This window comes from Nocardioides sp. CER19 (assembly GCF_029846275.1).
Taxonomy (GTDB): domain Bacteria; phylum Actinomycetota; class Actinomycetes; order Propionibacteriales; family Nocardioidaceae; genus Nocardioides.
Genome location: NZ_JARVWS010000003.1, coordinates 267,335 through 292,162 on the forward strand (window position 1 = coordinate 267,335; position 24,828 = coordinate 292,162).

Below are 24,828 nucleotides of genomic sequence, written 5' to 3' on the forward strand. Positions count from 1 at the left end.
GCGGCAATCGTCGCCCGCCCGAGGCATCGCACGTTGGGGCTGGCGAGGCGTACTCGCCAGCCCCAACGTGCTACGCGACCGGCCTCCTAACGCCCGCTGACGAGGCCGCTCGCCTGCGTTCAAAGTCGGTGCGCTCTGCCTTCAAGACGGCATCCATGCTCGTCATCCGCTCACCGTTGTAGCGCCAAAAGTTGCGCGACTGGTGGACCAGGCGACCACCGTTGACGTGCAGGTTGTGACCCAAGTTCAGCGCGTGAAATTCCATGATCTTCTTGTCCCACGGCCAGAGGTAGCGCGCCGCGTACTCAGGCTTGTCCGTCAGAAGGAAAAACCGAAACTCCGACCCGAACCCGACGCGCTCCGCCCCCGCACCCAAGGTCGCCTCATCCGGAACAGATTCCCCGTGGAGGAAGGCGTGGACATGGTGGCGGTGTTTCGTCACCATCCCCCAAGGGCGTTTGACGCTGATCCAGAAGCACTCCACCTTCCACGCCCACTCGTAGTTGTAACCCTCGTTCCGCAGCCGCTCGATCAACTTGTTCATCCGGCGCTGGATCACGGGCCACTCGTCGCCCACCAGCGTGAAGGTCAGAAACGCGGTCGGACACGAGGCGCCTACGGCGCGGCACGTCCTCCAGCGGTTCACCCTTACGCAGTAGGGGCAGAGGTTGGCCTTGCACCTGGGGGGTCGAAGTTCCCCCGTATCAAGGTTCAGGTGATCGGGCTGTCCAGCCGCCCTCGGGCACCTCGTGGGGAAGGAGATTGTGAGGGGAAGATTCGATCCCTTGTACTCAAGACAGTGCGCTCCCCACACGGTCCCGAGAAGCGCGTCCACGTCGCCGGAGGACAGTCCTTGATCAGACATCGCTCAGTCCTCGTCGCCGTTGAGGACGGTGGCGACCAAGTGACGAATCTCCACACGGCTGTCGCCCCGACCGGGATGGACGCTGACGGTTAGCAACCCGCGCACGAGCGCCCTGCGGGCCCCGAGGTCCAGGGCGCGGAACTTGTCGCGAATCTGCTTCCTGACCTGCGCCGCCTCGGTGAACGAGGGAGCGCCCGCGCGCCAGAGTTCGGCCTGCGCCTCGACCATCAGGGCGGCACGGGCGTTCCGCTGCTTGATGTTGGCAATCTCGGCTTCGATTGAGTCGGCCTCAGCGGTCAGCGTCGCCTTCTCCGCCGCAACCTCCGCCAGGGAAAAGGTCCTGGAGCGCACCAGACCGACCAGGTTGGCCATGTGCTCGTGAACGTCCCGCAACGCGCCGTGGAGGGCCCTCAGGCGGGCGGAGTCAGTGTCAGGCACGGAATCCCCCGGTGACATCAGCACGGCGCTCAGAACGGCCTCTGTGACAACTCGATCAAGGTCTGCGCACCTGATGGACGTGTGCCGGACTCCCTGCTCTTTGTGAGCCGCTCCATCGTGGACGCCACAGCGGTACGCGGCGTCACCCGCCTTGCTCATGCCAGCGACGCGCATGGTCGTTCCACACGACCCGCATCGCGCAATGGACGAGCACAGGTGCTTCGCCTCCCTCACCTTCGAGAGCCGACGCCGCGGGTCATCGAGGATCGCCAGCGCGGCGAGATAGGTCGCCTCGTCCACGATGGCCTCCCATCGGCCTCGGTGCTCAGGGTCGTATCCCCCTCGCTGTTGCACGAATCCGGCGTTCTTGGGCCTCCTGAGCACCTTCTCCACTTTCGGTAGGTCCCAGGGGTTGCCTCGAACGGTGGGGACCTTGGCGGCGTTCCAGTCAGTCCGGATCCGGGACAGGGTCCGCCTGCCGCTGATCAGGTCTTCGTAAGCCCTCGCGATCATCGGTGCCTCGACCGAGTGGAGTGTCATCTTGTCCTCCTTGTAGCCGAAGGGGCGACGCCCGCCCAGCAACGGCATGCCCTTCTGCACCAGCAGGTCGTTGGCCTGGCGCTGCCGCTCGGCCTTCCTGCGCGACTCCATCCGGGCCAGCCCCGCCCGGAGCGTGGAGAAGAACTCCCCGTCAGCCGTTGCCGGGTCCACCTGTCCGTCGTTCACGGTCAGCCACGTGACGCCCGAGGTGACACAGGCGATCATCAGGGATTCCTTCTCCCCCACCTGGCGGGTGAAGCGATCCTCACTCTGCGCCAGCAGCACGTCGAGGTTGCCTGCCTGCACGTCCGTCAGCATCTGGGCCCAGCCGGGTCGGTCCTTGAAGTACGACGCACTGATGCCGTCGTCCACGTATACCTGCGTCACCTCGATGCCGTGGCTCCTCGCCAGTGCCCTCGACTGCTGCTCCTGCTGCTCGATCTTCATCTCGCCCTTGCTCTGTGACATGCGGATGTAGACGCCGCCGCGCTTCTGTACCGTTGCCATGTGGCCTCCTCCTGCTAGGCCAGCCGGATGCTGGTCCTATTTGTCGTACGGCTTTGGGAGGCGAAAGTGCCTAAAACGCAATCCCGCCACGGCAACGACTCCACCCTCGGCGCCGAGCGGCCGCACCTCGGCGAGTGGCGCGAACGGGGCTGGTGAGCCGGACCGTCGTCGACCAGCAGCGAGTCGCCCCCGCCGGGGCGCGGACGAGGTTAGGCTCCGGCCGTGTCCGCAGCCCTCCCGCTGATCATCGTGGTCGGCCTCGCCCTCGTCGCGCTCATCGCGGTGGCGTCGTACCTGTCGGCGAAGCGGCGCCGCGAGGCCATCGCCGCCCTCGTCGCCGCGAAGGGCTGGACGCACACGGAGCGCGACGACCGCTGGACCGAGGTGTTCGACGGCGCACCCTTCGGACGCGGTCACGACCGGCAGGCCCGTGACGTCATCCAGGGGGCGATCGGCCAGCGGCGCTGGGTGACGTTCGACTACGTCTACCACACGACGGAGACCAGCACCGACGGCCAGGGCCACACCTCCACCCGCGAGCAGTCCCACCGGTTCGCGGTCATGGCGGTCGACGTCGGCGCCGCGTTCCCCCGCCTCAGCGTGTCGCCCGAGGGCGTTGTCGGACGCTTCTTCGGGCGGCTCACCGGACGCGACATCGAGCTCGAGTCCGAGGACTTCAACCGCGCGTTCACGGTGAACGCCGACGACCGGAAGTTCGCCTCGGACGTCCTGCACCCGCAGATGATGGAGTACCTCCTCGGCCACCGGGACCTCGAGTGGCGCAGCACCGGCCACTGGGTGGTGTCGGCCGAACCGGGCAGCAACGAGCTCACGACGATCGAGACACGTGCCGGCGTCCTGGCCGGCATCCTCGACCGCGTCCCCGAGTTCGTCTGGCGCGACCTCCGGGGCACGGCGTGAGCACCGGCCAGGTGGCGCTGGTCGCCGCCGTCGGCCTGATCGCACTCGCCCTGGGCTCCCTCGCCGTCAGCTACAACCGGTTCGCCCGTCAGCGCACGCTCATCGACGAGTCGTGGGGACAGACCGACGTCGAGCTGACCCGTCGTCACGACCTCATCCCCAACCTCGTCGCCACGGTCCAGGGGTACGCCGCCCACGAGCGCGCCGTCCTCGAGGCGGTCACCCGCGCCCGCACCGAGGCCGAGGCCCACCGGCGCGACGCCCCGCGGAACCGCGGGGCCTACGAGGGCGTGCTCGGCGGAGCGGTGACCGACGTACTGGCGACGGCCGAGGCCTATCCCGACCTCAAGGCGAGCCGGAGCTTCCTCGCGCTCCAGGACGAGCTCACGATCACCGAGGACCGGATCGCCGCCGCCCGGCGCTTCTACAACGGCAACGTGCGGGCCTACAACACGCGCCTGGCCGTGTTCCCGAGCAACCTCGTCGGCCGGGCCTTCGGTTTCGCCCGCCGTGACTTCTTCGAGCTTCGCGACCCCGCAGTCCGCGTGGCGCCGACCGTCGACCCGAGCTGACGGCGGCCGCGCAGACCGTTTCGGCCGCCCCGCGGGCGAGACCGTAGGCTCCGCAGTGTGATCGAGCTCCGCACCCCCACCCAGATCGAGCAGATGAAGCCGGCCGGCCGGTTCGTGGCCGACGTACTCACCGCCCTCAAGGACAAGGCGGACGTGGGCGTCAACCTGCTCGAGCTCGACGAGCTCGCCCACCAGATGATCAAGGACCGCGGCGCGGAGTCCTGCTACATCGACTACCACCCCAGCTTCGGCGCGATGCCGTTCGGCAAGGTGCTCTGCACGAGCGTCAACGACGCCGTGCTGCACGGTCTCCCGTTCGACTACCGCCTCCAGGACGGCGACCTGCTGAGCGTGGACTTCGCCGCCAGCGTCGACGGCTGGGTCTCCGACTCCGCGCTCAGCGTCGTCGTCGGTACGCCGCGCCAGGAGGACCTCGACCTCATCGAGACCACCACCCGCGCGCTGGAGGCCGGCATCGGCGCCGCGCAGGCCGGCAACCGGATCGGCGACATCTCGGCCGCCATCGCCGCCGTCGCGCACGGCAAGGGGCTGACGGTCAACACCCAGTTCGGCGGGCACGGCGTCGGCCGGACCATGCACGGCGACCCGCACGTCCCCAACGACGGCCGGGCCGGCCGCGGCTTCAAGCTCCAGCCCGGGCTCGTGATCGCCATCGAGCCGTGGTTCCTGCACACGACCGACGAGATCTACACCGACGCCGACGGGTGGACGCTGCGCAGCGCCGACGGCTCCCGCGGCGCGCACATGGAGCACACCATCGCGATCACCGCCGGCGGTCCCCTCGTGCTCACCGCGCGCGACTAGTCCTCCTCGGGGCGAGGAAGCGCGCGACCCGCACCGCCGGCTCTAGGCTGCGCGCCATGCACCTCTACACGGACGCGACCGAGCGGATGGCCCGCGCCCTCGCCGACCTGTGCCTCGACCGGCTGGCGATGCAGGCGCCCCTCGACTACACGCTGACTCCGGAGGAGCTGCTCGAGACCGCGGGGCAGACCGTGACCGACGAGGGCATCGGCCAGGACGAGGCGATGCGGCTGTGGGAGCACGTGCTCGCGCCGGCCTGCCTGTCGATCGACCACCCGCGCTACCTCTCTTTCATCCCTGGCGCCCCGAGCAAGGCAGCCGCGGCGTTCGACATGCTGGTCGGCGCGTCGAGCGTCTACGCCGGCAGCTGGCTCGAGGGCTCGGGAGCCGTGTTCGCCGAGAACCAGGCGCTGCGATGGATCGCCGACCTGGCCGGCCTGCCGGCGGAGGCCGGCGGCGTCTTCGTGCAGGGCGGCACGATCGGCAACCTGTCGGCCCTCGTCGCCGCGCGCGCGGCGACGCAGCACCGCCGCGGGTCGCGTCCGGCACGCTGGGCGGTCGTCCTGACCGACGAGACGCACTCCTCGGTCAAGCACGCGCTGGAGTCGGTGATGGACGTCGACGTCGTCCTCATCCCGGGCGACGAGCGCGGGCGGCTGACCGGTGCCGCGATCCGGGAGTGGCTCGCCACGTCGTCGGACACCCAGCGCGAGTCGGTCTTCGCCGTCGTCGCCACGGCGGGCACCACCAACCTCGGCGTCGTCGACGACCTCGCCGGCATCGCCGACGTGGCCGAGGAGCAGGGGTGGTGGTTCCACGTCGACGGCGCGTACGGCGGCGCCGGTCTCGCCGCACCCTCGGTCCGCGACCTCTATGCGGGCGTGGAACGTGCCGACTCGTTCATCGTCGACCCGCACAAGTGGCTCTTCGCGCCGTTCGACTGCTGCGCCCTGCTCTACCGCGACCCGGTGCTGGCCCGTGCGGCGCACACGCAGAAGGCCGGCTACCTCGACCCGGTCACGGTCGAGGGCGAGTGGAACCCGAGCGACTTCGCCATCCAGCTCACCCGCCGCGCGCGCGGCCTGCCGTTCTGGTTCTCGCTGGCCGTCCACGGCACGCAGGCCTACACGGACGCGGTCGAGCGGACCCTGGCAGTCGCGAGGGACGGCCGGGCCCTCATCGACGCGGCCGACCACGTGCGGCTCCTGGTCGAGCCCGACCTGTCGGTGCTCATCTTCGAGCGAGTCGGCTGGGCCGACGCCGACTACGCCGCCTGGAGCAAGCGCCTGCTCGACGACGGTCGCGCGTTCGTGACGCCCACCCGGCACCAGGGAACGGTGTGCACCCGCTTCGCCATCGTCAACCCGCTCACCGGTGTCGACGACCTGGCCGGGATCCTCGACTCGATGCGCTGAGGCGGGCGCGGCCCGTCGGCCCAGGACAGGGACCGGCGGCCGCCCTGCGTGAGGACGGCCGCCGGCCTGCTTGTCACACGGTCAAGCCTGAATCAGCTGAGGGTGACCGCCGTGTCATCGATGAGGAAGCTCGTCGAGAGTGCGCTGTCCTCGGTGCCGGTGAACGTCAGCGTGAAGGTCGTCCCGGCCTGCGGCGCCAGGCTGATCGACTTCTGCACGTAGCCGGACCCCTTGTTGAGGTTCGAGTAGGTCGCCAGCGTCGTCGTCCCGGCCTTCACGGTGAGCTTGTCGTACGCCGTCGTGGTGGTCGTCTCGTTGGAGGAGATGTAGACCCAGAACGTCAGCGTCGCGGAGCAGCCCGCCGGGATGGTGACCGACTGGCTGAGCGTGTCCGTGTGGGTGGTGCCGTAGCCGTCCAGCCACGCCTTGTAGCTGCCGGTGTGCGCCGGGGCGCCGGTGGAGCTGTCGATCACACCGGTGCTCGTCGTCCAGCCGGTGGTGCCGGACTCGAAGCCCGGGTTGGCCAGCTTGTTGCCCGAGCAGGACGTCCCGCCGCCGCTGCCGCTCACCGTGAACGTGAACGACGTCATGCCGGCCGCGCCCTTGCTGTCGGTCGCGGACGCGGTGACCGCGTAGGTCCCCGCCGTGGTCGGCGTACCCGAGACGGTGCCGGCCGACGAGATGGTCACACCCGCGGGCAGACCGGTGGCGGACCAGGTGTAGGGAGCGGTCCCGCCCGACGCGCTCAGCGTGAAGGAGCTGATCGCGGTCCCGACGATGCCCGTCTTGTTGCCCGGGTTGGTCACCGTGACCGTGCCGGTACCGCCGCCGGCGGTGCAGGTCGGCTCACCGGACTGGGCCGGCACGGAGACCGCGTTCCAGGCCGCCTTGACCGCGTTGAACTCGGTGCAGGTGCTGGTGCCGTAGAGGTTCTTCGCCGCGGTGAGCGTCCAGGTCCGGTACTTCAGGTAGGACGAGCTCGACGTCTTGAGGAGCATCGCGTTGTACATGATCTTCTCGGCCTTCTGGATGCCGATGCCGGTCACCGACGAGCTGTTGCAGGTCGGGCTGGTCGGCTGGCCGTCCGTCGGGCTGGTGCCCTCGGCGAGCAGGTAGAACCAGTGGTTGCCCGGGCCCGCCGCGGCGTGCACCTCCGCGTTCGGGGTCGAGGACGAGTAGCAGTTGCTGTCGCCGGCCAGGGACGGGTTGTACATGTAGCGGATCGGGGCGCCGCCCAGGTTGACCTCCTCGCCGACGGTGAAGTCGGGGGTGTCGTAAGGCGCGGCCTCGTTGGCGTACCACTCGGTCGCGGCGCCGAACGTGTCGGCGACGAACTCCTGGGTGCCACCGCCGGAGATGCCGCCCGGCGTGTGGTCGTCGACCCCGTGGCCCATCTCGTGGGCGACCACGTCGATGGACGAGATCCAGGCGCCGCTGTCGTCATATCCGACCTGCACCTGAGTGCCGTCGTAGTAGGCGTTCTCCTCCTGGTCGCCGATGCGGATCGGCCAGGCGCCGCCGCTGCCGTCCGGCCCGCTGCGGCCGTCCCAGGCCGACAGCATGGCGATCTCCTTGTCGGCCGCGAACAGCGCGTCGACGCAGGCGGTCTCCCGGTCGGTGGCCGCGCCGCCGCCCCAACCGGTGTCGACGGTCTGGGTGTAGGTGGTGTTGTTGGCGGCGTTCTGACAGCTGAGGTTCGTCGCGTTGGGGTCCTTCATCGAGTACGACGACCCCGAGCCCGACGTGCCGAACGTGACCGGCTTCGGCCCGTTGTAGGTGCCCGACCCGGTGCCGTGCAGGACGTGCTCCTTCGTGCCGACGACCTTGCCGCTGTGGGCGTCGACGTAGACGGAGAGCCGCGACGGCTCGCCGTTCCGGGTGCCGGTGGCGATCGTCTCGTAGGCGAGGTGGGAGGCCGACTCGTCCTGGAAGACGACGAGGCGGGTGTCCCCCAGCGAGGCGTTCTTCACCTGGCCGGCCGACGTCTGGCGGGCCGCCGACTGCGACACCGTCGGGGACAGCGAGGAGAGCTTCGTGGGCGCCGTCTGGGCGACGGACGTGGAGACCACCTTGCCTGCGTCGTCGGTGGCCACGACGAAGTCGCCGCCGACCACGTCGAGCCCGTGGTAGGTCCGCCCGTAGGACACGTAGTTGAGCCCGTGCGACGTGTAGACGGCGCCCTGACGGGCTACGTCGTCCTTTGCCAGGTGGAGCCGGCCGGGCCGCGTGGCGACGAAGTTGCCGGCGCCCTGGGCGGCGGCGGAGCGGCCGTGGTCGCCGGACTTGCCGGCAGCGGACGGGGCGTGGTCGGCGGAGGTGGCTGCCGCCGTGGCAGGAGCGGCGTGGACGCCTGTGGGCGCCAGCCAGGCCGCTGAGACGAGGGCCAGAGTCAGGCCCGATGCGACGCGATGTTTCACGAAGTACCCCTTTGAACCGGGGCCCGGAGGCCCCCGAGAGTCCGGCCCGGGTTCGGGCCCTCGGGAACTGTCTTCTCGGCAAGATCCTCCGGTCAATGGCGCTCATCACCAGAGATGTGCATTGCGACAACCTGCAGAAGTGGAGAACGCCCCCGGGGCGCCGACCCCGGGACGAGGCTCCTGATCTGCGGCTGGGAGACTGGGAGCATGACCGACCACGTCAGCGACCCCGCCGGTGGGCTCGTCTCGCGCCAGGCCGAGGTCCTGGCGTTCGAGCGCTCGTGGTGGTCGCACGCCGGCGGCAAGGACGACGCCATCCGCGACCGGTTCGGGGTCACGACCGCCGACTACTACGTCGCCCTCGCGGAGATCATCGACGACCCGGACGCGCTCGAGCACGACCCGCTCCTGGTGCGTCGGCTGCGGCGGCAGCGAGCCACCCGGCGGCGCGCCCGCTCGGCCCGTCGCCTCGGCGACGGCTGACCACCGATTTTGCCGACCGCGTAGTCCGTTCGGGCTATGCGGATACCCCATCTGAGCCATCTTGGCCAAATCTCAGGGGAATCCGCTTGGGGAGGGCTCGCCCGACGGCTAGAGTCCTACTCACTGAGCCGCTGGTGACCCGAGACGCCAGCGGTTCAGTGCTATTTTCAGGACTCCTCGGACGCCAGCTCCTCGTTGTGGGTCCCCGGCCGCGGCGCCCACGGGAGCTCCTTCGCGGGCCGGACGACGATCAGCCGGTCTCCGCGCGCGAGCTGGGTGACGACCGGGTCGAAGTAGCGGAACACCCGCTCGTCCCGGACGACCGCGATCACCTGGTCGGGCAGCTGCTGGGGCTGCTTGCCGACCTCGCTGACGAGCAGGTCGCGCTCGGCGACCTCCAGGCCCTCGCCGTACGTGAGGAGGTCCTCCATCACGGAGCCGAGCGTCGGCGACAGCGACGAGAGGCCGAGCAGGCGGCCGACCGCGTCCGAGGACGTGATCACCGAGTTGGCGCCGGACTGCTTCATCAGCGGCGCGTTCTCCTGCTCGCGGGCCGCCGTGACGATCCAGGCCTCCGGGTTGAGCTGACGCACGGTCAGCGTGGTGAGCACGTTGGTGTCGTCGCGGTCGGTGGTGATGATGACCTGGTCGGCGGTCGCGACCCCGGCGCGGTTGAGGACGTCGCGGCGCGTCGCGTTGCCGGTGACGACGGCCAGGCCGTCCGCGTGGGCGTCCTCGAGAGCCCCCTTGCTGGGGTCGACGACGACGATCGCCTCGCGCCGGAGCCCGTTGTTGAGCAGCGTGTCGACGGCACTGCGCCCCTTGGTGCCGTAGCCGACGACGACGACGTGATGACTCATCTTCTTCCTCCAGCGGGCGACCCGCATCTGCTCCCGACCCCGGCTGGCCAGCACCTCGATGGTCGTGCCGATCAACAGCGCGAGGAAGGCGATGCGAGCCGGGGTGATGATGAACGCGTTGATCAGACGGGCGTGGTCGGACGCCGGCGCGATGTCGCCGTAGCCGGTCGTGCTCAGCGTGACGGTCGTGTAGTAGATCGCGTCGATGAGGCTGAGGTCGTCGCCGTTGGCGTCGCGGTAGGACGCGTGGTCGATGTAGACGATGGCCACGACGAACACGAGGATCCCGAGGGCGAACAGCATCCGGCGGCTCAGGTGCCACCAGGGCGAGCGGACGTGTTCGGGGAGCGCCACGCGACCGGCGCCGGGTGCGTCGTCGACCGAGCCTCTCCAGGCGGCGTCGGCGCGTTGATCGTCGGGCACGCCACTACGGTAGTGGCATGACCGCGCCATCTCGCGGAGGCATCCGCACCGTCCTCAACCAAGCCCCGCTGCTGGCCGGCCACAACGTCGTCACGGCCGATCTCGCGCTGTCCGAGGCGGTCGTCCGGCACGCCTCCGACGAGACGCTCGAGTCGCTCGTGCCGCTCGGCTTCGAGGCCGGCTCCGTCGAGGCGCGCGAGCAGGGCATGCTGGCGAACCAGCACGAGCCGGTGCTCACCCCCTACGACCGCTACGGCCACCGGATCGACGAGGTCGCCTTCCACCCGTCGTGGCACTGGCTGATGGAGCGGGCCGTCGGCTACGGCTTGGCGGCCTCCCCCTGGGAGCAGCAGGCAGAGGGCGACCCGCACGCCCACGTGCGCCGCGCCGCCGGCTTCTTCGCCTGGTCCCAGACCGAGCCGGGGCACGGCTGCCCGATCTCGATGACCTACGCCGCCGTCCCGGCGCTGCGCGCCGACGACGCGCTCGCCAAGGAGTGGACCCCGCTGCTGGCCTCGCGCCGTTACGACCCCGGCGTACGGCCGGCGCAGGAGAAGCTGGGTGCCCTCGCCGGCATGGGCATGACCGAGAAGCAGGGCGGGTCCGACGTTCGGGCCAACATCACCGAGGCCCGCCCGACGTCGACCGACGGCACCTACACCCTGCACGGGCACAAGTGGTTCACGTCCGCGCCGATGAACGACGTCTTCCTCGTGCTCGCCCAGGCGCCGGGCGGGCTGACCTGCTTCGTCCTCCCCCGCGTCCTGCCCGACGGCACCCGCAACCGCCTCGACGTGGTGCGACTCAAGGACAAGCTGGGCAACCGGTCCAACGCGTCCTCGGAGCTGGAGTTCGACGGGACGATCGTGTTACGGCTCGGTGACGAGGGCCGTGGCGTGCGCACGATCATCGAGATGGTCGCGGCCACCCGGCTCGACTGCGTGCTGGGGTCCGCCTCGCTGATGCGACGGGCTGTCGCCGAGGCCTCGTGGCACGTGGCGCACCGCTCGGCCTTCGGCGGACTGCTGGCCGACAAGCCGCTCATGCAGAACGTGGTCGCCGACCTGGCCGTCGAGTCGGAGGCCGCCACCGCCCTCGCCCTGCGGCTGGCATCCGCCGTCGACCGGCTCTCCGACCCCCACGAGGCAGCGCTGCGACGGATCGGGCTGCCGCTGGCCAAGTTCTGGGTCTGCAAGCGCACGCCCGGACTGGTCGCGGAGGCGCTCGAGTGCCTCGGCGGCAACGGCTACGTCGAGGAGTCCGGCCTGCCGCTCCTCTACCGGGAGGCGCCCCTCAACTCCGTCTGGGAGGGGTCGGGCAACGTCAACGCGCTCGACGTGCTGCGCGCGCTGTCGCGGGAGCCCGAGGTGCTCGACGCCTATCTCACCGAGGTCGGCCGCGCCCGCGGCGCCGATCCGCGGCTCGACGCCGCCATCGACTCGCTGCTGTCCATGCTCGGCTCGCTGTCCCCCGACGCCATGGAGCTCTCGGCGCGCCGCCTGGCCGGGCGGATGGCCGCGGTGCTGCAGGGCTCCCTGCTGGTCCGCCACGCACCGGCAGCGGTCTCCGACGTGTTCTGCGCCTCGCGCCTGGGGTCCGCCCACGACGGGACGTACGGCGCCCTCGACGGCGGCGACCTGGCCGCGATCGTGGCCCGGACGACTCCGCTCGTCGCTAGCTGATCTCGTAGGTGCCCTCGAGCCGGGCGCGCGCGACGACGTGTCCGGCCAGGGCGTCGCGGGCCTGCGCCAGGGTGAAGCGCTCGGGCAGGTCGAGCGGCTGGTCGGAGGCGAAGAGCTGGAAGACGTAGGAGTGCGGTCCGTGGGAGCGGACGGGCATGGGCCCGGCCCAGCCCCGACGCCCGAGGGCGCCCTTGCCGTGCCGCAGTCCGCGGACCGGGCTGGGGTCGGCCAGCCCGTTCTCGGGGAGGCCGCCCAGTGCCGGGTCGATCCCCGCCGCGAGCGCGTGGGTGGCGGGCCTCCGCAGCGGGACGTCCGGGTCCTGCACGACGAGCAGGAGCTCCTGCGTGCCGGCGGGCGGCGCCGTCCAGTCGAGGGGCGGCGAGATGTTCGGGCCGAAGATCCTGCCCTGGTAGCGGCCGGGGATGGGGGCGCCGTGGTCGAAGGCCGGGCTGGTCAGCGTGAAGCTCTCCGGGGCTTGCAGGTCCGCACGCGTCCAGGCGAGCGTGTGGTGGCCGGCGCGCCGGTTGCGCAGCGCGCGCCCGAGGGGGTTGGCGGGCATGGTCTGTGCTCCTTCTCGCTCGTCAGGGGTCGTCAGGTGTCGTCAGCGGTCGTCAGCGGTCGTCAGCGGTCGTCAGGGTTCGGCCGGGAACGCCCGGGCGATCGCGAGGACGGTCGTCCGCTGCTCCCCACCGTCGTCCGGGACCTCCCGGCGCCGCCAGCGCAGCAGCAGGTCGTTGAGCTCTCGGCCGAGCTCGACCAGCTCGTCGGGCGTGAGCCGAAGCCAGAAGTGGCCGGCGTAGGCGGCGTCGTCCCAGGGCGGCTCCTGCTGCTCCAGGAAGGCTCGTGCCTGGTCGAACTGGCGCGCCAGGTAGACACCCTGCGCCGAGACCACCGCCGCCTCCTCCGCCGGCTGCCCGCGGAACTGTCCGGGGTTCCACCGCGTGCCGCGTGACGCCAGCTCCCAGCGACGTACGCGCCGGTCGGCGTCGTCGGCCGCCGCCGGTCTCACCAGGCCCGCCTCGCTCAGCACCTTGAGGTGGTGGGAGATGCTGCCGGTCGCCAGGTCCAGCGCGTCGGCGAGCGCCGACGTGGAGGCCGGGCCGCCCACGGCCAGCGCGTCCAGCAGCCGGACCCGGTCCGGGTTGCCGAGCGCCGCGAGCGCGCGGACGTCATCGATCTGCCGGACGTCGCCGGGCCCACCGTCACGCATGGTCCGACTCTAGCAAATACAGTTGCGCAACTCGATTTGCGGATCTTAGCGTGTCGGCATGCGCTCCACCCAGTTCCGGCTCTTCTGGACCGGCGAGGCGGTCAGCCTCGTCGGTACGGCGACGACCGGCGTCCTCCTGCCCCTGGTCGCCGCCACCCAGCTCGAGGCGGGGCCCGGCGCCATGGGCCTGCTCACCGCGGCGAGCTGGTTGCCATGGCTGCTCCTCGGTTTGCCGGCCGGTGCGCTGGTCGACCAGCTGCCGCCGCGGGCGACGATGCTCGTGGCGGACCTGGTGGCCGCGCTCGCCGCGGCGAGCGTCCCGTTCCTCGCCGCGGGCGACGCGTTGACGGTCCCGGGGCTCGTCACGGTCGCCTTCGTGATCGGGTGCTGCTCGGTCGTCTTCCGCGGCGCGCTTCCCCGACTGATCACCCGCGTGGTCGACCCCGACGAGCTCGGCGCGGCCAACTCGCGGCTGTTCGCCACCGAGTCCGCCAGCCAGATCGCAGGTCCCGGCCTCGCCGGCGGCCTCGCGGCCGCGGTGACCGCCGCCGGCGGGATCGTGCTGGACGCCGTCAGCTTCCTCGTCTCGGCGGCCTGCCTCGCGCGCCTGAAGCCTCGGGCGGGCGCCGACGACGGCCGCGAGCCGTTCCTGCGCCGCATCCGGGTCGGGCTGCGCGTCGTCGGCAGCGACCCGATCCTGCGCTACTTCCCGTTCCTCGCGCTGGCCGCCAACTTCGGCCTCACCGGGCTGACCACTCTGCAGGTGCTCTTCCTCGTCGACGACGTCGGCGCCGGCGATGCGACCATCGGAGTCGTGCTCGCGATCATCGGGCTCGGAGGCGTGATCGGCGCCCTCCTGGGCCCGAGCATCGCCCGCCGCGTGGGCTCGGCGCGGGGCGACATGCTCCTGCAGCTCGCCTCGTGCTCCATCCTGCTCGTACCGCTGGCGACCGGCGGCGCAGGGCTCGGCTGGATGGTCGCCGGGCTGCTCGTCAGCGAGACCGCGATCGTGGCGAGCAACGTCATCCGGACGACCTGGCGGCAGCGCTACGTGTCCCAGGAGCTGCTCGGTCGAGTGAGCACGATCAACCAGACGATCGCGTTCGCGGCCATGCCGGTGTCGGCGCTGACCGCCGGCTGGCTCGGGCAGCAGATCGGGGTCCGCGCCGCGATCGGGGTCATGCTCTCCGTGCACGTGGCCGCAGTCCTCACGATGCCGTTCAGCCCGGTCGGCCGGATCCGGGACCTGCCGGAGCGGCCCGCGGGCTCGGAGCGCCGACAGCCCGCGCCGGTCGCGGTCGGCGGTGGGACCGTCGGCGGCGCGTGACCCGCGATCCCGCGCTCACTCGTCCCGCACGCGGCCGCGGAGCGCCTTCGTGCGTCCGAGCTGCTTCTTCGCCTCGACGCGCCTGCGTTGCGAGGCACGGCTCGGCTTCGTGGGACGCCGCGGCGGCGGGGGCGGTGCCGCCGCCTCCCGCAGGAGCGCGACCAGGCGGTCACGGGCCGCGATGCGGTTGCGGAGCTGTGACCGGTGCTCCGAGGCCACGACGGAGACCTGCCCCTGCGTCATCACGCCGGCCAGGTTGCGGAGCAGACGAGCCCGCTGGGCGTCGGTGAACGCCGTCGAGGTCGCCGGGGCGAAGAGGAGCTCGACCCTGGTGTCGGTGGTGTTCACCGACTGCCCACCCGGTCCGGGGGACCGCGAGAAGCGCTCGACGAGCTCCGCTGCCGGGATGGTGGCACCGGACGGCAGGCCCGGGCCTGCCGGCACCGCGAGGTTCTGCCCGGGCTCGCTCACGGGTCGACGGTATCTCGCGGCTCACCGCGGACGCCTCCACCCGTCTGGCCGCCACCGGACGGGCCCGGCTGCGCGTAGGTTGGCGCCGTGGCCGAGATCGTGCTCTTCCACCACACCTGCGGGCTGACCGACGGCGTGCGCTCCTTCGCCGAGGTCCTGCGCGAGGCCGGGCACACCGTGCTGACGCCCGATCTGTTCGGCGGCCGCACGTTCACCGACGTCCACGACGGTGTCGCCTACGCCCAGACGCTGCGCGAGGAGCTGCTCGCCGCGAGGGCGGCCGAGATCGTGTCGGCGATGCCGCACGACCTGGTCTACGGCGGGATGTCGATGGGCGCGGCCCGGGCGGCCGAGCAGGTGATCGGCAGGCCGGGCGCGCGCGGCGCGTTCTTCCTCTACGGCGCGATCGCGCCCTCGTGGTGGCAGGCCGCGTGGCCGGCCGGCGTACGGTCGCAGGCGCACGTCGGCGAGGTCGACGCGTTCCGCGAGCCGGAGGCCGAGCGCGAGTACGTCGCCGAGGTGCCGAACGCTCAGCTCTTCGTCTATCCCGGGTCGGGCCACCTGTTCGCCGAGGCCGGCCATCCGGACCACGACGAGAAGGCTGCCCGCCGGGCGACCGAACGGGTCCTCGCGTTCCTGGCGCCCCTCTGAGCACGCGTCACTCGATCGGGTACGGCCGGTCGATGACGATGTTCTTCATGACCAGCGTCGAGTTGAGCCGCTGGACGCCCGGGAGGACGGACAACGCCTCGTCGTAGAGACGGGTGTAGGCCGCGAGATCAGTGGCTCGCACGCGCAGCAGTTAGTCCGGGTCGCCGAAGAGGCGCTGGGCGAGCAGCACGCTGGGGATCGCCGCGACGGCCTCCTCGAAGGCGCGGACGGTGTCGTGGTCCTCCTGCTGCATCGTGACGAAGATGAGTGCCTCGAAGCCGAGGCCGAGCGCCTGCGGGTCGACGATGGCGCGGTAGCCGGAGATGGTGCCCGACCGCTCCAGGTCGCGCACCCGGCGGTGCGCGGGAGAGACGGTGAGGCCGACGCGCGCGGCCAGATCGGTCAGGCTCAGCCGACCGTCCGCTTGGAGCTGCGCAAGAATCTCGCGATCGAGTCGGTCCATGGCGATGATCTTTCCACCGCGCCCCCCGCCCGCAGCCAGATCCGGACAGCACATTCTCGCCGAACTCTCCTACCTTCCTGAAGAAGGAGGGAGATCGATGCCAGCGTCTGCAGTGCTCGGGTTCGCGCTCGTCGCGTTCACCTTGATCATGGTGCCCGGTCCGGACTGGGCCTACATCCTCGCCGCTGCCGTGCGCGACCGCGTCGTGCTGCCCGCTGTCGGGGGCCTCCTCCTGGGCTATGCGGCCGTGACGCTCGTCGTGTCGGCAGGCGTCGGCTCGCTGGTCGCCGGCTCGTCCACGGCGCTGCTGGTCCTCACCGTCGGTGGAGCCGCCTACCTGGTCCACCTCGGGACCAAGGCCCTGCGGAGCCGAGCGGAGATCGGGCACGGCGGCCCGGAGATGGTGGCCGGTGCCTCGCCGCTGCGCTACGTCGTGCGTGGCGCCGGGGTGAGCGCACTCAACCCCAAGGGTCTGCTGCTCTTCCTCTCCGTGCTCCCGCAGTTCACGCGCCCGTCCGCGGGCTGGCCGGTCGCGGTGCAGCTCGCGACGCTGGGCGCGGTGTTCATCGCGGCGTGTGCCACCTTCTACTTCCCGCTCGGGTACGCCTCCGACCGCGTCCTCGGTGCCCGGCCGGGTGCGGCGCGGGCGACGACCAGGATCGCCGGCGTGGCGATGGTCGTCGTCGGCCTCGCACTGCTGGCCGAGCGCGTCGTGGAGACCTTCGGCTGAGGGCGGCGGCGGGCCGCTATCTTCCCGCCATGGAGAAGATCGACCGGCTCGTCGAGAACGGCGCCCGGCACTACGGCCGCTTCGCGAACCGCCCCACCGACGCCAACCCGCTGGACGAGTTCGGTGGCGCCGCCCGCCGCTGGCGGTGGCTGCGGCTGAAGGAGTGGCTGGGCTGGACGCTGGTCCACCCCGAGATCTACTCGTCGATGATCCTGCAGGACGCGCACTACCTCGCCAGCTCGGAGATCTACGTGCGCGACAAGGCCTCCGGCGCCCTGCACCAGCACGCTCGCAACGCCCGCGGCGGGTCGCTCGGCATCCCCCGGGCGCTGTGGGGCAGCCGCCCGGAGATCGCGGCGAAGGGCTACGGCATCCGCTACGACCTGGCCGCCGATGGCTCGGTGCACCGGATCACGGTCGACATCGCAGCGACCGGGTCCGAGCCGGCCCTCTCGGGCGTCCTCGAGGTCGACGGGTCCGCCGCCTCTCCCGCGCTGTCGGTCAGCTCACGGCTCCCGGGTGGCGCGATGTACACGCACAAGGCGGTCTTCCCCGTGTCCGGAGCGCTCCGGGTCGGCGACCGCGAGATCGTCTTCGACCCGAGCCGTGACCTCGCCATCCTCGACGAGCACAAGTCGTTCCTGCCCTACCGCACCACGTGGGTCTGGGGCACGTTCGCCAGCCGTACGCCGGCCGGCGAGATCATCGGCGCCAACTTCGCGCGCCGCCCCGAGCTGCCCGGGGAGCAGGAGGAGTCGTGCCTCTGGGTGCCCGGCGCGGCCGAGCCGCTGGCCGACATCGACTTCTCCCCCACATCGCCCGACGACCTCGCACCCTGGCGGATCCGCTCGGCCGACCGCCGGCTCGACGTCACGTTCACACCCGACGGCCGCAAGGACGTCAAGCACCAGCTCGGGCTCCTCGCGATCGACTACTTCCAGCTCTACGGTCGCTACACCGGGACGATGCGCTCGCTCGATGGGACTTCCCACGAGGTGGACGTGCAGGGGGTCTGCGAGTCGATGCGGATGCGCTCCTGAGTCAGCGACTGATGCGCGAGCCCCGCAGCCGGACCGGCTCCAGGAAGTCGCCGACCCGGTCGCGCGCCCACCATCGGCCGGTGTCGGCCCGTTCGCGCCGGGTGGTGAACCGGTAGCGGTAGAGAGAGGCTCGCACGTAGCGCGGCGGCTCGCCGCGGAACGGGTCGTGCCGCAGCAGGCGGGACACCTGCCGGTCGCCCTCGAGCAGGCGCTGCACCAGCGCCGCGAACCACGGGTCGACGTACGCCGGTGAGAGCGCGGCGAACCACATCAGCCAGTCCAGCCGCAGGTGGTAGGGCGCGAACTGGCGCGGTCGCCGGCGCGGGTCACCGGGCTTGCCCCGGAACTCGTACTCCCGCCAGTCGGTCCGCGGTCCCCAGGCGGTCTCGTTCGTGCCCTCGATGACGATCTCGTAGCGGCGCTTGGTGATGCTGCCGAAGGCGCCGTAGGAGTTGACCAGGTGCCACCGGTTGAAGGACGTGTTCATCAGCTGCCGCCGCGACAGCAGGTTGGCGACCGGCCAATAGCTGAGGACGACCACCACCGCGGTGAGCGCGCAGACGACCGCCGCGAAGAGGACCGGCGTGCCGGCCGACGCGTGGGTCGCCGAGCCCGGGAGCAGCGGCGCGAGCCAGGCATCGGGCAGCACCGAGAAGCCGATCACGATGGCGAGCCAGTTGAGCCAGGCGAAGTTCCCGCTCGCGACGAGCCAGAGCTGGGTCACGATCATCATTGCGGCCGCGGCACCGGCCACCGGCTGCGGGAGGAACAGGAAGAACGGGACGCCCAGCTGGGTGACGTGGTTCGCCACCACCTCCGCGCGGTGGAGCGGCTTCGGGAGGTGGTGGAAGTACCAGCTGAGCGGACCGGGCATCGGCTGGGTCTCGTGGTGGTAGTAGAGGCAGGTGAGGTCGCGCCAGCACGGGTCGCCGCGCATCTTGATGAGCCCCGCGCCGAACTCCAGACGGAACAGCAGCCACCGGAGCAGGAGGAGGGTGAGCAGCGGCGGGTCGGTGTCGTCGTTGCCGAGGAAGACGGCGAGGAAGCCGGTCTCGAGCAGCAAGGACTCCCAGCCGAAGGAGTACCACCGCTGCCCCACGTTGACGATCGAGAGGTAGAGCAGCCAGAGGACCACCCAGACGGCCATCGCCGCAGGAAGCGGGACGACGTCCGTCAGACCGGCCACGGTCGCCACTGCCAGCGCGGCCCCCGCCCAGGCGACGCCGAGGAAGGTCCGGTCCGAGTGGTGCAGGTGGAAGAGGCTGGGCGACCGCCGGAACGACACTGCCCTCAGGTAGCGGCGGACCGGGGTCAGGCCGTGGTCGCCGAGCAGCGCGCGGTACTGGCGGGCGGCCGCGACGAAGGCGACGGCGTAGACGGCCGCGAGCGAGCGCTGGAAGAGCGCACGGGCGAGCCAGCTGTGCTCGGCGACGAACCAGTCCACCCTCCCCTGGTGCCCTAGGAGCGGTGGGTCGGAACGACCGGGATCCGGGTCCCGAACCGCCGCTGCAGCGCGACGCGGGCGGCGTGGTAGCCGCACATGCCGTGCACGCCCGGCCCCGGCGGCGTCGCCGAGGAGCACAGGTAGACCGTCGGGTCCGGCGTCGCGTACGGCGTCCAGCTCGCGTGCGGCCGCGCGACCAGCCGCAGCCCCGCGGCGCTCCCGCACGCGATGTCCCCGCCGACGTAGTTGGCGTTCCCCGCCTCGAGGTCGGCCGGCCTGGTCACGTGCCGGGCCCGTACGACGTCGCGGAACCCCGGCGCGAACCGCTCGAGCTGCCGCTCGATCGCCTCGGTGAGGTCGCCGTCGAAGCCGTGGGGCACGTGGGCGTAGACCCAGAACGTGTGGCCGCCCGCCGGCGCGCGGGAGGGATCGACCAGCGTCGGCTGCGCGGTGATGAGGAACGGTGGGTCCGGCACGCGGCCCGCCCGCACGGCCGACAGCGCGGAGCGGACCGCGCCGAACGTGGGCGCGAGATGGACGGTCCCCGCGCGGCGGCACTGCTCCGCCGTCCAGGGCACCGGCTCGGTCAGCGCGTAGTCGATCTTGTAGACGCCGGGGCCGTAGCGGTAGCGCTCCAGCCTCGAGCGGAACCGGGCCGGCAGGCGTCCATCGGCGATCCGCGCCAGTGCGGTGGGCGAGACATCCAGGACGTAGGCCCGAGCGGTGGGCAGCTCGGCCAGGCTGCGCACCTCGTGCCCGAGCACGATCTCGCCGCCGTGCTCCACGACGTCGGCTGCCAGCGCGTCGACGATCGACTGGGACCCGCCGCGCGGCATCGGCCAGCCGGACGAGTGCGCGGTGACCGCGAAGACGGTGGCGATCGCCGTCCCCACCGGCGAGGTGAGCGGGGCCATGGAGTGCGCCGTCAGCCCCGCGAGGATGGCCGGGGCCTTCTCCCCGCGGAAGATCCGGTCCAGGAGCGCTGCCGGTATGCCGGCTCGCAGGCCGAACTGGCCGAGCCGGAGCGGGTGCTCCGGCCAGGCCGCCCACGGCGTCCGCAGGACGTCGCCGGCCAGCTCGTCCCACCGCCCGGCGAGCGGGCCGATCAGCCGGCGGTAGGCGCGGGCGTCGGGGCCGAGCGAGGCTGCGGTCTCCTCCACCGACCGGGCCAGCACGGCCGCCGTACCGTCGGGGAAGGGGTGGGCCATCGGGATCTCCGGCTGCAGCCACTCGAGTCCGTGCCGCCCGAGGTCGAGCGCCTCGAAGACCGGCGATCCGATGCCGAGCGGATGCACCGCCGAGCACGGGTCGTGCCGGAAGCCGGGCTCGGTCAGCTCCCGCGTGCGCGCGCCCCCGCCGACGGTGTCGGCCGCCTCGTAGACACGCACCGCGAGACCGGCACGCGCGAGCACCGCTGCGGCGGTCAACCCGTTGGGGCCCGCTCCCACGACCACGGCGTCCGTCACATCGCTGCCCACCACGGGGTCGAGCCTCACATGACGACTCCACCAGGGTCTAGCGTCTCCCGCGTGACCCTTCCCGAGACCTCGGCCGTGCGGATGGGCACACCCGTCGGACGGGCCGTCATCGCCGCCGCCACCCTCGGCTCCGGGATGGCGATGCTCGACGGGACGGTCGTCAACGTCGCCCTGCGCACGATCGGCAAGGACCTCGGCGCCAGCCTCGCCGCCCTGCAGTGGATCACCAACGCCTACCTCCTGCTGCTGGCCAGCCTGATCCTGCTCGGCGGCTCCTTCGGCGACCGGTTCGGCCGCCGCCGGGTGTTCGTCGTCGGTGTGGTGTGGTTCGCAGCGGCGTCCCTGCTGTGCGGGATGGCACCGAGCCCGGAGGTGCTCATCGCCGCCCGGGCGCTCCAGGGCATCGGCGGCGCCCTGCTCACTCCGGGCAGCCTGGCCATGATCCAGGGCGCCTTCGCGCCCGACGACAGGGCGCCGGCGATCGGCGCGTGGTCGGGACTCGGCAGCATCGCCGCGGCGATCGGTCCGTTCGTCGGCGGCGGGCTGGTCGAGTACGCCAGCTGGCGCTGGATCTTCCTGCTCAACCTGCCGATCGCCGCCGTCACGGTGCTGGTCGCCGTACGCGCGGTGCCCGAGACGCGAGACCCGCACGCCTCCTCACGCTTCGACGTGGCCGGCGCGGTGCTCGCCGCGCTCGCCCTCGGCGGGACGACGTACGCGCTCATCGAGTGGGGCGGCGTCGGTGGCTGGATCGCTGCCGTGGGCGGCCTTGCCGCGGGCGTCGGGTTCGTGCTCGTCGAGGCGCGCGAGCCGGAGCCGATGCTGCGCCTGGAGATGTTCCGGAACGCCACGTTCAGCGCGTCGAACGCGATGACGCTGCTGGTCTACGGCGCGCTCGGCGCGCTCACCTTCTTCGTCGTGATCGAGCTGCAGACCGTGGGCGACTACGGCGCGCTGGCCGCGGGCGCCGCGTTCGTCCCGATGACGGTGATCATGCTCTTCCTCGCGCCGGTCGGCGGACGGCTCGCGCAACGCATCGGACCGCGGATCCCGATGACGGTGGGGCCTGCCGTGATGGCGGTCGGCACGCTCCTCATGATGCGGATCGGCCCGGGCGTGAGCTATGCGCTCGACGTGCTTCCGGCGGTCGTGGTGTTCGGGCTCGGCCTGGCGATCATGGTGGCGCCGCTGACGGCGACGGTGCTCGCCGCCGCACCGGACGAGCATGCCGGCATCGCCAGCGGCGTCAACAACGCGGTCGCCCGGGCGGGGTCGCTGCTGGCCGTCGCCGCCCTGCCGATCGCGGTCGGCCTGCACGGCGCGGAGTACGCCGATCCGGGCGTCTTCGACGACTCCTTCCACCGGGCGATGCTCGTCTGCGCCGGGCTGCTCGCCGGCGGCGCCGTCGTGTCCTGGTTCGCCATCCCGTCGCGCGTCCGCGCCGAGGCGTGAAGGATGTCCGCGTGATCACCGTTGACCCACTGGGCACCGAGCCGCCGTTCGAGCAGATCCGCGCGTCGTACGCGCAGCGGATCGAGACCGGCGAGCTCGCCGCCGGGGTGCGGCTCCCGACGGTGCGGCGGCTGGCCGACGACCTCGGGGTCGCCGCCAACACCGTCGCCCGGGCCTACCGCGAGCTCGAGCAGGCCGGGCTCATCGAGACCCGCGGCCGGGCGGGCAGCTTCGTGGCCGGCGCGGGCGTCGACCGCGAGGCCAGGGCCGCCGCGGCGGCGTACGCCGAGCGAGTGCGGGCGCTCGGGCTCGACACCGAGGAGGCCGTCAGGCTGGTACGGCGAGCCCTGCAGTGATCGGTGAGGGCCGGAACCCCCGGAACGTCAGGTAGAGGCCGAGGGAGAGCTCCCAGAGGAAGATCGGGACCGTCGCGATGCCGGCGAGGACCATGAGCCGGTCCTGACCGGCGAACATCCGCGCCACGGTGGCCGCGATGATCAGCGGCCCGCCGACGAGGCCCATCAGCGGGATGACGCGAGGAACGAGCCCGGAGCGGTACATGAGGTAGCCGAGCAGCAGCGCGTTGAACCCGGGCGCGAGGCTCGGCCCGAGCAGGAACGTCCAGTCGCGTATGGCGACCAGCGCGCGTCCGACCGACACCATCGTGTCCGTGTCGGCCCCGTCCGCGCCGTCGCGGCGCAGGGTGACCACACCGAGCAGGCTCACGACACCGATCATGATGACCGCGGCCTCGTACATCCGGGAGGTGACGAAGCCGAGGGCGATGCCCTCGTTCTGGCGCCGGACGATCGGGAACAGCGCGACGGCCGTGCCGACGCAGGCCACCGCGTTGACGATGTCGAGCAGGCAGCCGAGCACGACGCGACCCTCCGACCCGGAGCCGACGATGTAGTGGGCGTCGTTGAGCACCGGGTCGAGGAGGAACACGGCGGGGATCGAGGCGACGAACGTGACCAGGTAGAGGATGCCGGCGACGAGCGCGGTCCGGCGGACAGGAACCATGCCGGCGAGTCTCACAGCCGGCACGGATCCTGTGCCAGGGCCCGGGACCCGGTCCCGGAGCGGTCAGCCCGCGTCCTTCCACGGGTTGTGGTCGGCGAGGATCCGGTCGACGCGGGCCTGGTCGAGGCGGGAGACGACGTACTGGTTCTCCTGCGCGTCCCGCACGCACTTGGCCAGCGAGAACGACGACGTCGTGAGGAACAGCGTGCCGAGGGCGAGGAAGGCCTTCGGCCAGCCCTCGCCCGGCAGGTAGTAGATGGCGATGAGCATGGCGAGCAGCGCGGAGCCGAACGCGATGGCCGACTGCGCGAAGAAGGCGGTGGTGTTCTTCGAGGTGGTGGGAGTGTCCATGCGTCGAGTCTCGGCCGGCGCCACCTCCCCTGAGATCCGTACGGATACTCAGGTTCTGCTGCACACTTCGACCTGTGAGCCCCTGGTCGTCGCCCGCCGCGACAGCCGTCGACGACCGGCTGTTCCGCGCCGTCGCCGTGCTGCGGGTCGTGCTCCTCGGCAACACCGTCGCGATGAGCGTCGTCCGGGCGCACGGCTTCGAGCGCCCGATCGCGGGCGCCGCCTGCCTCGTCGTGATGGCGCTGTGGACCGGCTTCGCCACCTGGGCCTACGCGGCGCCGCGGCGCCGCACCCCGGCGCTGCTGGTCGCCGACGTCGGGCTCAGCCTCGCACTGCTCCTCGCGACCCCGTGGGTCAAGGGCGACGACGTCAGCATGAGCCTCCCCGGCTACTGGGTCATCGCGGCCCTGGTCGCGTGGGGCATCGCCTACCGGACGACGGGTGGCCTCGTGGCGGGCGTGCTGCTCGCGTCGGCCGACCTCGCCCGGCAGGACGTCGACGGGTCCGACTACGGCAACGCGTTCCTGCTGGTCATCGGGGGCGTGATGGTCGGCTACATGTGCGGGTCCCTGCAGCGGATGGCGACCGAGCGGGACGAGGCGGAGCGCGCCGCGGCGATCGCCGCCGAGCGGTCCCGCCTCGCGCGCGCCGTGCACGACGGCGTCCTCCAGGTGCTGGCGCTCGTCCAGCGCCGCGGCCGCGAGCTGGGCGGCGACCTGGCCGACCTCGGCCGGCTGGCGGGCGAGCAGGAGCGGCAGCTGCGCGGCCTGATCCGGGCCGAGGACGCCGCCGACGCCGCCCTTCCCCGTGAGTACGTCGACCTGGTCGCCGAGCTCGCCCGGCTGGAGCGCTCCGCGTGCGTCACGGTGTCGGCGCCGGCGTTCCCGGTCGAGCTGCCGGCCGCCGTGTCCGACGAGCTGGTCGCGGCGACCCGCGCCTGCCTGGACAACGTCCGGCGCCACGTCGGCGAGGACGCCTCGGCGTGGGTGCTGCTGCAGGCCTTCGCGGACCGGGTCGAGCTCTCCGTGCGTGACGACGGCCCCGGCATCCCGACCGGCCGGCTCGACGAGGCCGTCGCGCAGGGGAGGCTCGGCGTGAGCGAGTCGATCCGGGGGCGGATCGCCGACCTCGGGGGCACGGCCACCCTGGTGACCGGGTCGTTCGGCACCGAGTGGGAGTTCGTGGTCCCGCGGGTCGCCGCGCCGCTGGGGTCCGCGTCGTGAGCGCCGTGGAGGCAGCC

General features: G+C 71.9%; 26 protein-coding genes. 13 read left to right on the forward strand and 13 right to left on the reverse strand.

Annotated elements, in window-relative coordinates; all coding sequences use genetic code 11:
• Positions 1–70: 70 nt before the first annotated feature.
• Both QDS12_RS16775 and QDS12_RS16780 read right to left on the reverse strand, forming a co-directional pair.
• Positions 71–865, reverse strand: coding sequence for a hypothetical protein (locus tag QDS12_RS16775; protein WP_279881025.1), 795 nt, complete (start codon positions 863–865; stop codon positions 71–73).
• Positions 866–868: 3 nt separating this feature from the next.
• Positions 869–2,350 carry a recombinase family protein gene (locus QDS12_RS16780; RefSeq protein WP_279881027.1) on the reverse strand — a complete coding sequence of 494 codons (1,482 nt, stop codon included), beginning with the start codon at positions 2,348–2,350 and terminating at the stop codon, positions 869–871.
• Positions 2,351–2,572: 222 nt separating this feature from the next.
• Here QDS12_RS16780 and QDS12_RS16785 point away from each other — a divergent pair, with 222 nt between their 5' ends.
• From QDS12_RS16785 to QDS12_RS16800, 4 genes are read left to right on the forward strand one after another with little or no spacing between them, the layout of a single operon-like run.
• On the forward strand, positions 2,573–3,271 hold the full coding sequence (locus QDS12_RS16785) for a DUF3137 domain-containing protein (protein WP_279881029.1): 699 nt from the start codon (positions 2,573–2,575) through the stop codon (positions 3,269–3,271).
• The gene (locus QDS12_RS16790; RefSeq protein ID WP_279881032.1) at positions 3,268–3,843 is read left to right on the forward strand and encodes a LemA family protein; all 576 of its coding nucleotides are present in this window, start codon (positions 3,268–3,270) and stop codon (positions 3,841–3,843) included. Before QDS12_RS16785 ends, QDS12_RS16790 begins: the two co-directional genes overlap by 4 nt.
• Positions 3,844–3,900: 57 nt before the next feature.
• Positions 3,901–4,668 carry a type I methionyl aminopeptidase gene (gene map / locus QDS12_RS16795; RefSeq protein WP_279881034.1) on the forward strand — a complete coding sequence of 256 codons (768 nt, stop codon included), beginning with the start codon at positions 3,901–3,903 and terminating at the stop codon, positions 4,666–4,668.
• Positions 4,669–4,724: 56 nt separating this feature from the next.
• Positions 4,725–6,083 carry an aminotransferase class V-fold PLP-dependent enzyme gene (locus QDS12_RS16800; protein WP_279881036.1) on the forward strand — a complete coding sequence of 453 codons (1,359 nt, stop codon included), beginning with the start codon at positions 4,725–4,727 and terminating at the stop codon, positions 6,081–6,083.
• Positions 6,084–6,175: 92 nt separating this feature from the next.
• Here the strand turns inward: QDS12_RS16800 and QDS12_RS16805 are convergent, their stop codons facing one another.
• A complete protein-coding gene (locus QDS12_RS16805) occupies positions 6,176–8,500 on the reverse strand; it encodes a M4 family metallopeptidase (RefSeq protein WP_279881038.1) in 2,325 nt (774 codons plus the stop codon).
• Positions 8,501–8,707: 207 nt separating this feature from the next.
• Here QDS12_RS16805 and QDS12_RS16810 point away from each other — a divergent pair, with 207 nt between their 5' ends.
• Positions 8,708–8,983 carry a DUF3263 domain-containing protein gene (locus QDS12_RS16810; protein ID WP_279881040.1) on the forward strand — a complete coding sequence of 92 codons (276 nt, stop codon included), beginning with the start codon at positions 8,708–8,710 and terminating at the stop codon, positions 8,981–8,983.
• Positions 8,984–9,150: 167 nt separating this feature from the next.
• Here QDS12_RS16810 and QDS12_RS16815 read toward each other — a convergent pair whose 3' ends face one another.
• On the reverse strand, positions 9,151–10,266 hold the full coding sequence (locus tag QDS12_RS16815; protein ID WP_279881042.1) for a potassium channel family protein: 1,116 nt from the start codon (positions 10,264–10,266) through the stop codon (positions 9,151–9,153).
• Between the two features lie 17 nt (positions 10,267–10,283).
• On the opposite strand from QDS12_RS16815, the gene QDS12_RS16820 reads away from it, so the two are divergent.
• Entirely contained in the window at positions 10,284–11,948 is a 1,665-nt protein-coding gene (locus tag QDS12_RS16820; RefSeq protein WP_279881044.1) for an acyl-CoA dehydrogenase family protein, read from the forward strand.
• Here the strand turns inward: QDS12_RS16820 and QDS12_RS16825 are convergent.
• Both QDS12_RS16825 and QDS12_RS16830 read right to left on the reverse strand, forming a co-directional pair.
• The gene (locus tag QDS12_RS16825; protein WP_279881046.1) at positions 11,941–12,507 is read right to left on the reverse strand and encodes a YbhB/YbcL family Raf kinase inhibitor-like protein; all 567 of its coding nucleotides are present in this window, start codon (positions 12,505–12,507) and stop codon (positions 11,941–11,943) included. The two genes, QDS12_RS16820 and QDS12_RS16825, sit on opposite strands and share 8 nt — an antisense overlap.
• A 72-nt stretch (positions 12,508–12,579) precedes the next feature.
• On the reverse strand, positions 12,580–13,158 hold the full coding sequence (locus QDS12_RS16830) for a helix-turn-helix domain-containing protein (protein ID WP_279881048.1): 579 nt from the start codon (positions 13,156–13,158) through the stop codon (positions 12,580–12,582).
• A gap of 58 nt (positions 13,159–13,216) precedes the next feature.
• Between QDS12_RS16830 and QDS12_RS16835 the strand changes: the two genes are divergently transcribed.
• On the forward strand, positions 13,217–14,485 hold the full coding sequence (locus QDS12_RS16835) for an MFS transporter (protein ID WP_279881050.1): 1,269 nt from the start codon (positions 13,217–13,219) through the stop codon (positions 14,483–14,485).
• Positions 14,486–14,500: 15 nt separating this feature from the next.
• Here QDS12_RS16835 and arfB read toward each other — a convergent pair whose 3' ends face one another.
• On the reverse strand, positions 14,501–14,956 hold the full coding sequence (arfB, locus tag QDS12_RS16840) for an alternative ribosome rescue aminoacyl-tRNA hydrolase ArfB (RefSeq protein ID WP_279881052.1): 456 nt from the start codon (positions 14,954–14,956) through the stop codon (positions 14,501–14,503).
• An 87-nt stretch (positions 14,957–15,043) separates the two neighbouring features.
• On the opposite strand from arfB, the gene QDS12_RS16845 reads away from it, so the two are divergent.
• A complete protein-coding gene (locus tag QDS12_RS16845) occupies positions 15,044–15,607 on the forward strand; it encodes a dienelactone hydrolase family protein (RefSeq protein ID WP_279881054.1) in 564 nt (187 codons plus the stop codon).
• 7 nt (positions 15,608–15,614) lie between these two features.
• Here the strand turns inward: QDS12_RS16845 and QDS12_RS16850 are convergent, their stop codons facing one another.
• Positions 15,615–15,749, reverse strand: coding sequence for a hypothetical protein (locus QDS12_RS16850; RefSeq protein ID WP_279881056.1), 135 nt, complete (start codon positions 15,747–15,749; stop codon positions 15,615–15,617).
• A gap of 9 nt (positions 15,750–15,758) precedes the next feature.
• Complete coding sequence (locus tag QDS12_RS16855; protein WP_279881058.1) at positions 15,759–16,070, reverse strand: Lrp/AsnC family transcriptional regulator; 312 nt, start codon at positions 16,068–16,070, stop codon at positions 15,759–15,761.
• 97 nt (positions 16,071–16,167) lie between these two features.
• Between QDS12_RS16855 and QDS12_RS16860 the strand changes: the two genes are divergently transcribed.
• Positions 16,168–16,800: a LysE family translocator gene (locus tag QDS12_RS16860; RefSeq protein ID WP_279881060.1), complete on the forward strand. Its 633-nt coding sequence runs from the start codon at positions 16,168–16,170 to the stop codon at positions 16,798–16,800.
• Positions 16,801–16,829: 29 nt separating this feature from the next.
• Entirely contained in the window at positions 16,830–17,840 is a 1,011-nt protein-coding gene (locus tag QDS12_RS16865; RefSeq protein WP_279881062.1) for a DUF2804 domain-containing protein, read from the forward strand.
• Position 17,841: 1 nt separating this feature from the next.
• On the opposite strand, the gene QDS12_RS16870 is transcribed toward QDS12_RS16865, so the two are convergent.
• Together QDS12_RS16870 and QDS12_RS16875 are read right to left on the reverse strand one after the other, a co-directional pair.
• Entirely contained in the window at positions 17,842–19,284 is a 1,443-nt protein-coding gene (locus QDS12_RS16870; RefSeq protein ID WP_279881064.1) for a lipase maturation factor family protein, read from the reverse strand.
• A gap of 14 nt (positions 19,285–19,298) precedes the next feature.
• Positions 19,299–20,765: an NAD(P)/FAD-dependent oxidoreductase gene (locus QDS12_RS16875; protein ID WP_279881066.1), complete on the reverse strand. Its 1,467-nt coding sequence runs from the start codon at positions 20,763–20,765 to the stop codon at positions 19,299–19,301.
• Between the two features lie 48 nt (positions 20,766–20,813).
• Here QDS12_RS16875 and QDS12_RS16880 point away from each other — a divergent pair, with 48 nt between their 5' ends.
• Positions 20,814–22,214 carry an MFS transporter gene (locus QDS12_RS16880; protein WP_279881068.1) on the forward strand — a complete coding sequence of 467 codons (1,401 nt, stop codon included), beginning with the start codon at positions 20,814–20,816 and terminating at the stop codon, positions 22,212–22,214.
• A gap of 11 nt (positions 22,215–22,225) precedes the next feature.
• Positions 22,226–22,570: a GntR family transcriptional regulator gene (locus QDS12_RS16885; RefSeq protein ID WP_279881071.1), complete on the forward strand. Its 345-nt coding sequence runs from the start codon at positions 22,226–22,228 to the stop codon at positions 22,568–22,570.
• Here the strand turns inward: QDS12_RS16885 and QDS12_RS16890 are convergent.
• The gene (locus tag QDS12_RS16890; protein WP_279881073.1) at positions 22,542–23,237 is read right to left on the reverse strand and encodes a DUF4386 domain-containing protein; all 696 of its coding nucleotides are present in this window, start codon (positions 23,235–23,237) and stop codon (positions 22,542–22,544) included. The two genes, QDS12_RS16885 and QDS12_RS16890, sit on opposite strands and share 29 nt — an antisense overlap.
• A gap of 63 nt (positions 23,238–23,300) precedes the next feature.
• Positions 23,301–23,588 (reverse strand): YiaA/YiaB family inner membrane protein, encoded by a 288-nt coding sequence (locus tag QDS12_RS16895; protein ID WP_279881075.1) that lies wholly within the window; start codon positions 23,586–23,588, stop codon positions 23,301–23,303.
• Between the two features lie 74 nt (positions 23,589–23,662).
• On the opposite strand from QDS12_RS16895, the gene QDS12_RS16900 reads away from it, so the two are divergent.
• Entirely contained in the window at positions 23,663–24,811 is a 1,149-nt protein-coding gene (locus QDS12_RS16900) for a DUF5931 domain-containing protein (RefSeq protein ID WP_279881078.1), read from the forward strand.
• Positions 24,812–24,828 lie beyond the last annotated feature (17 nt).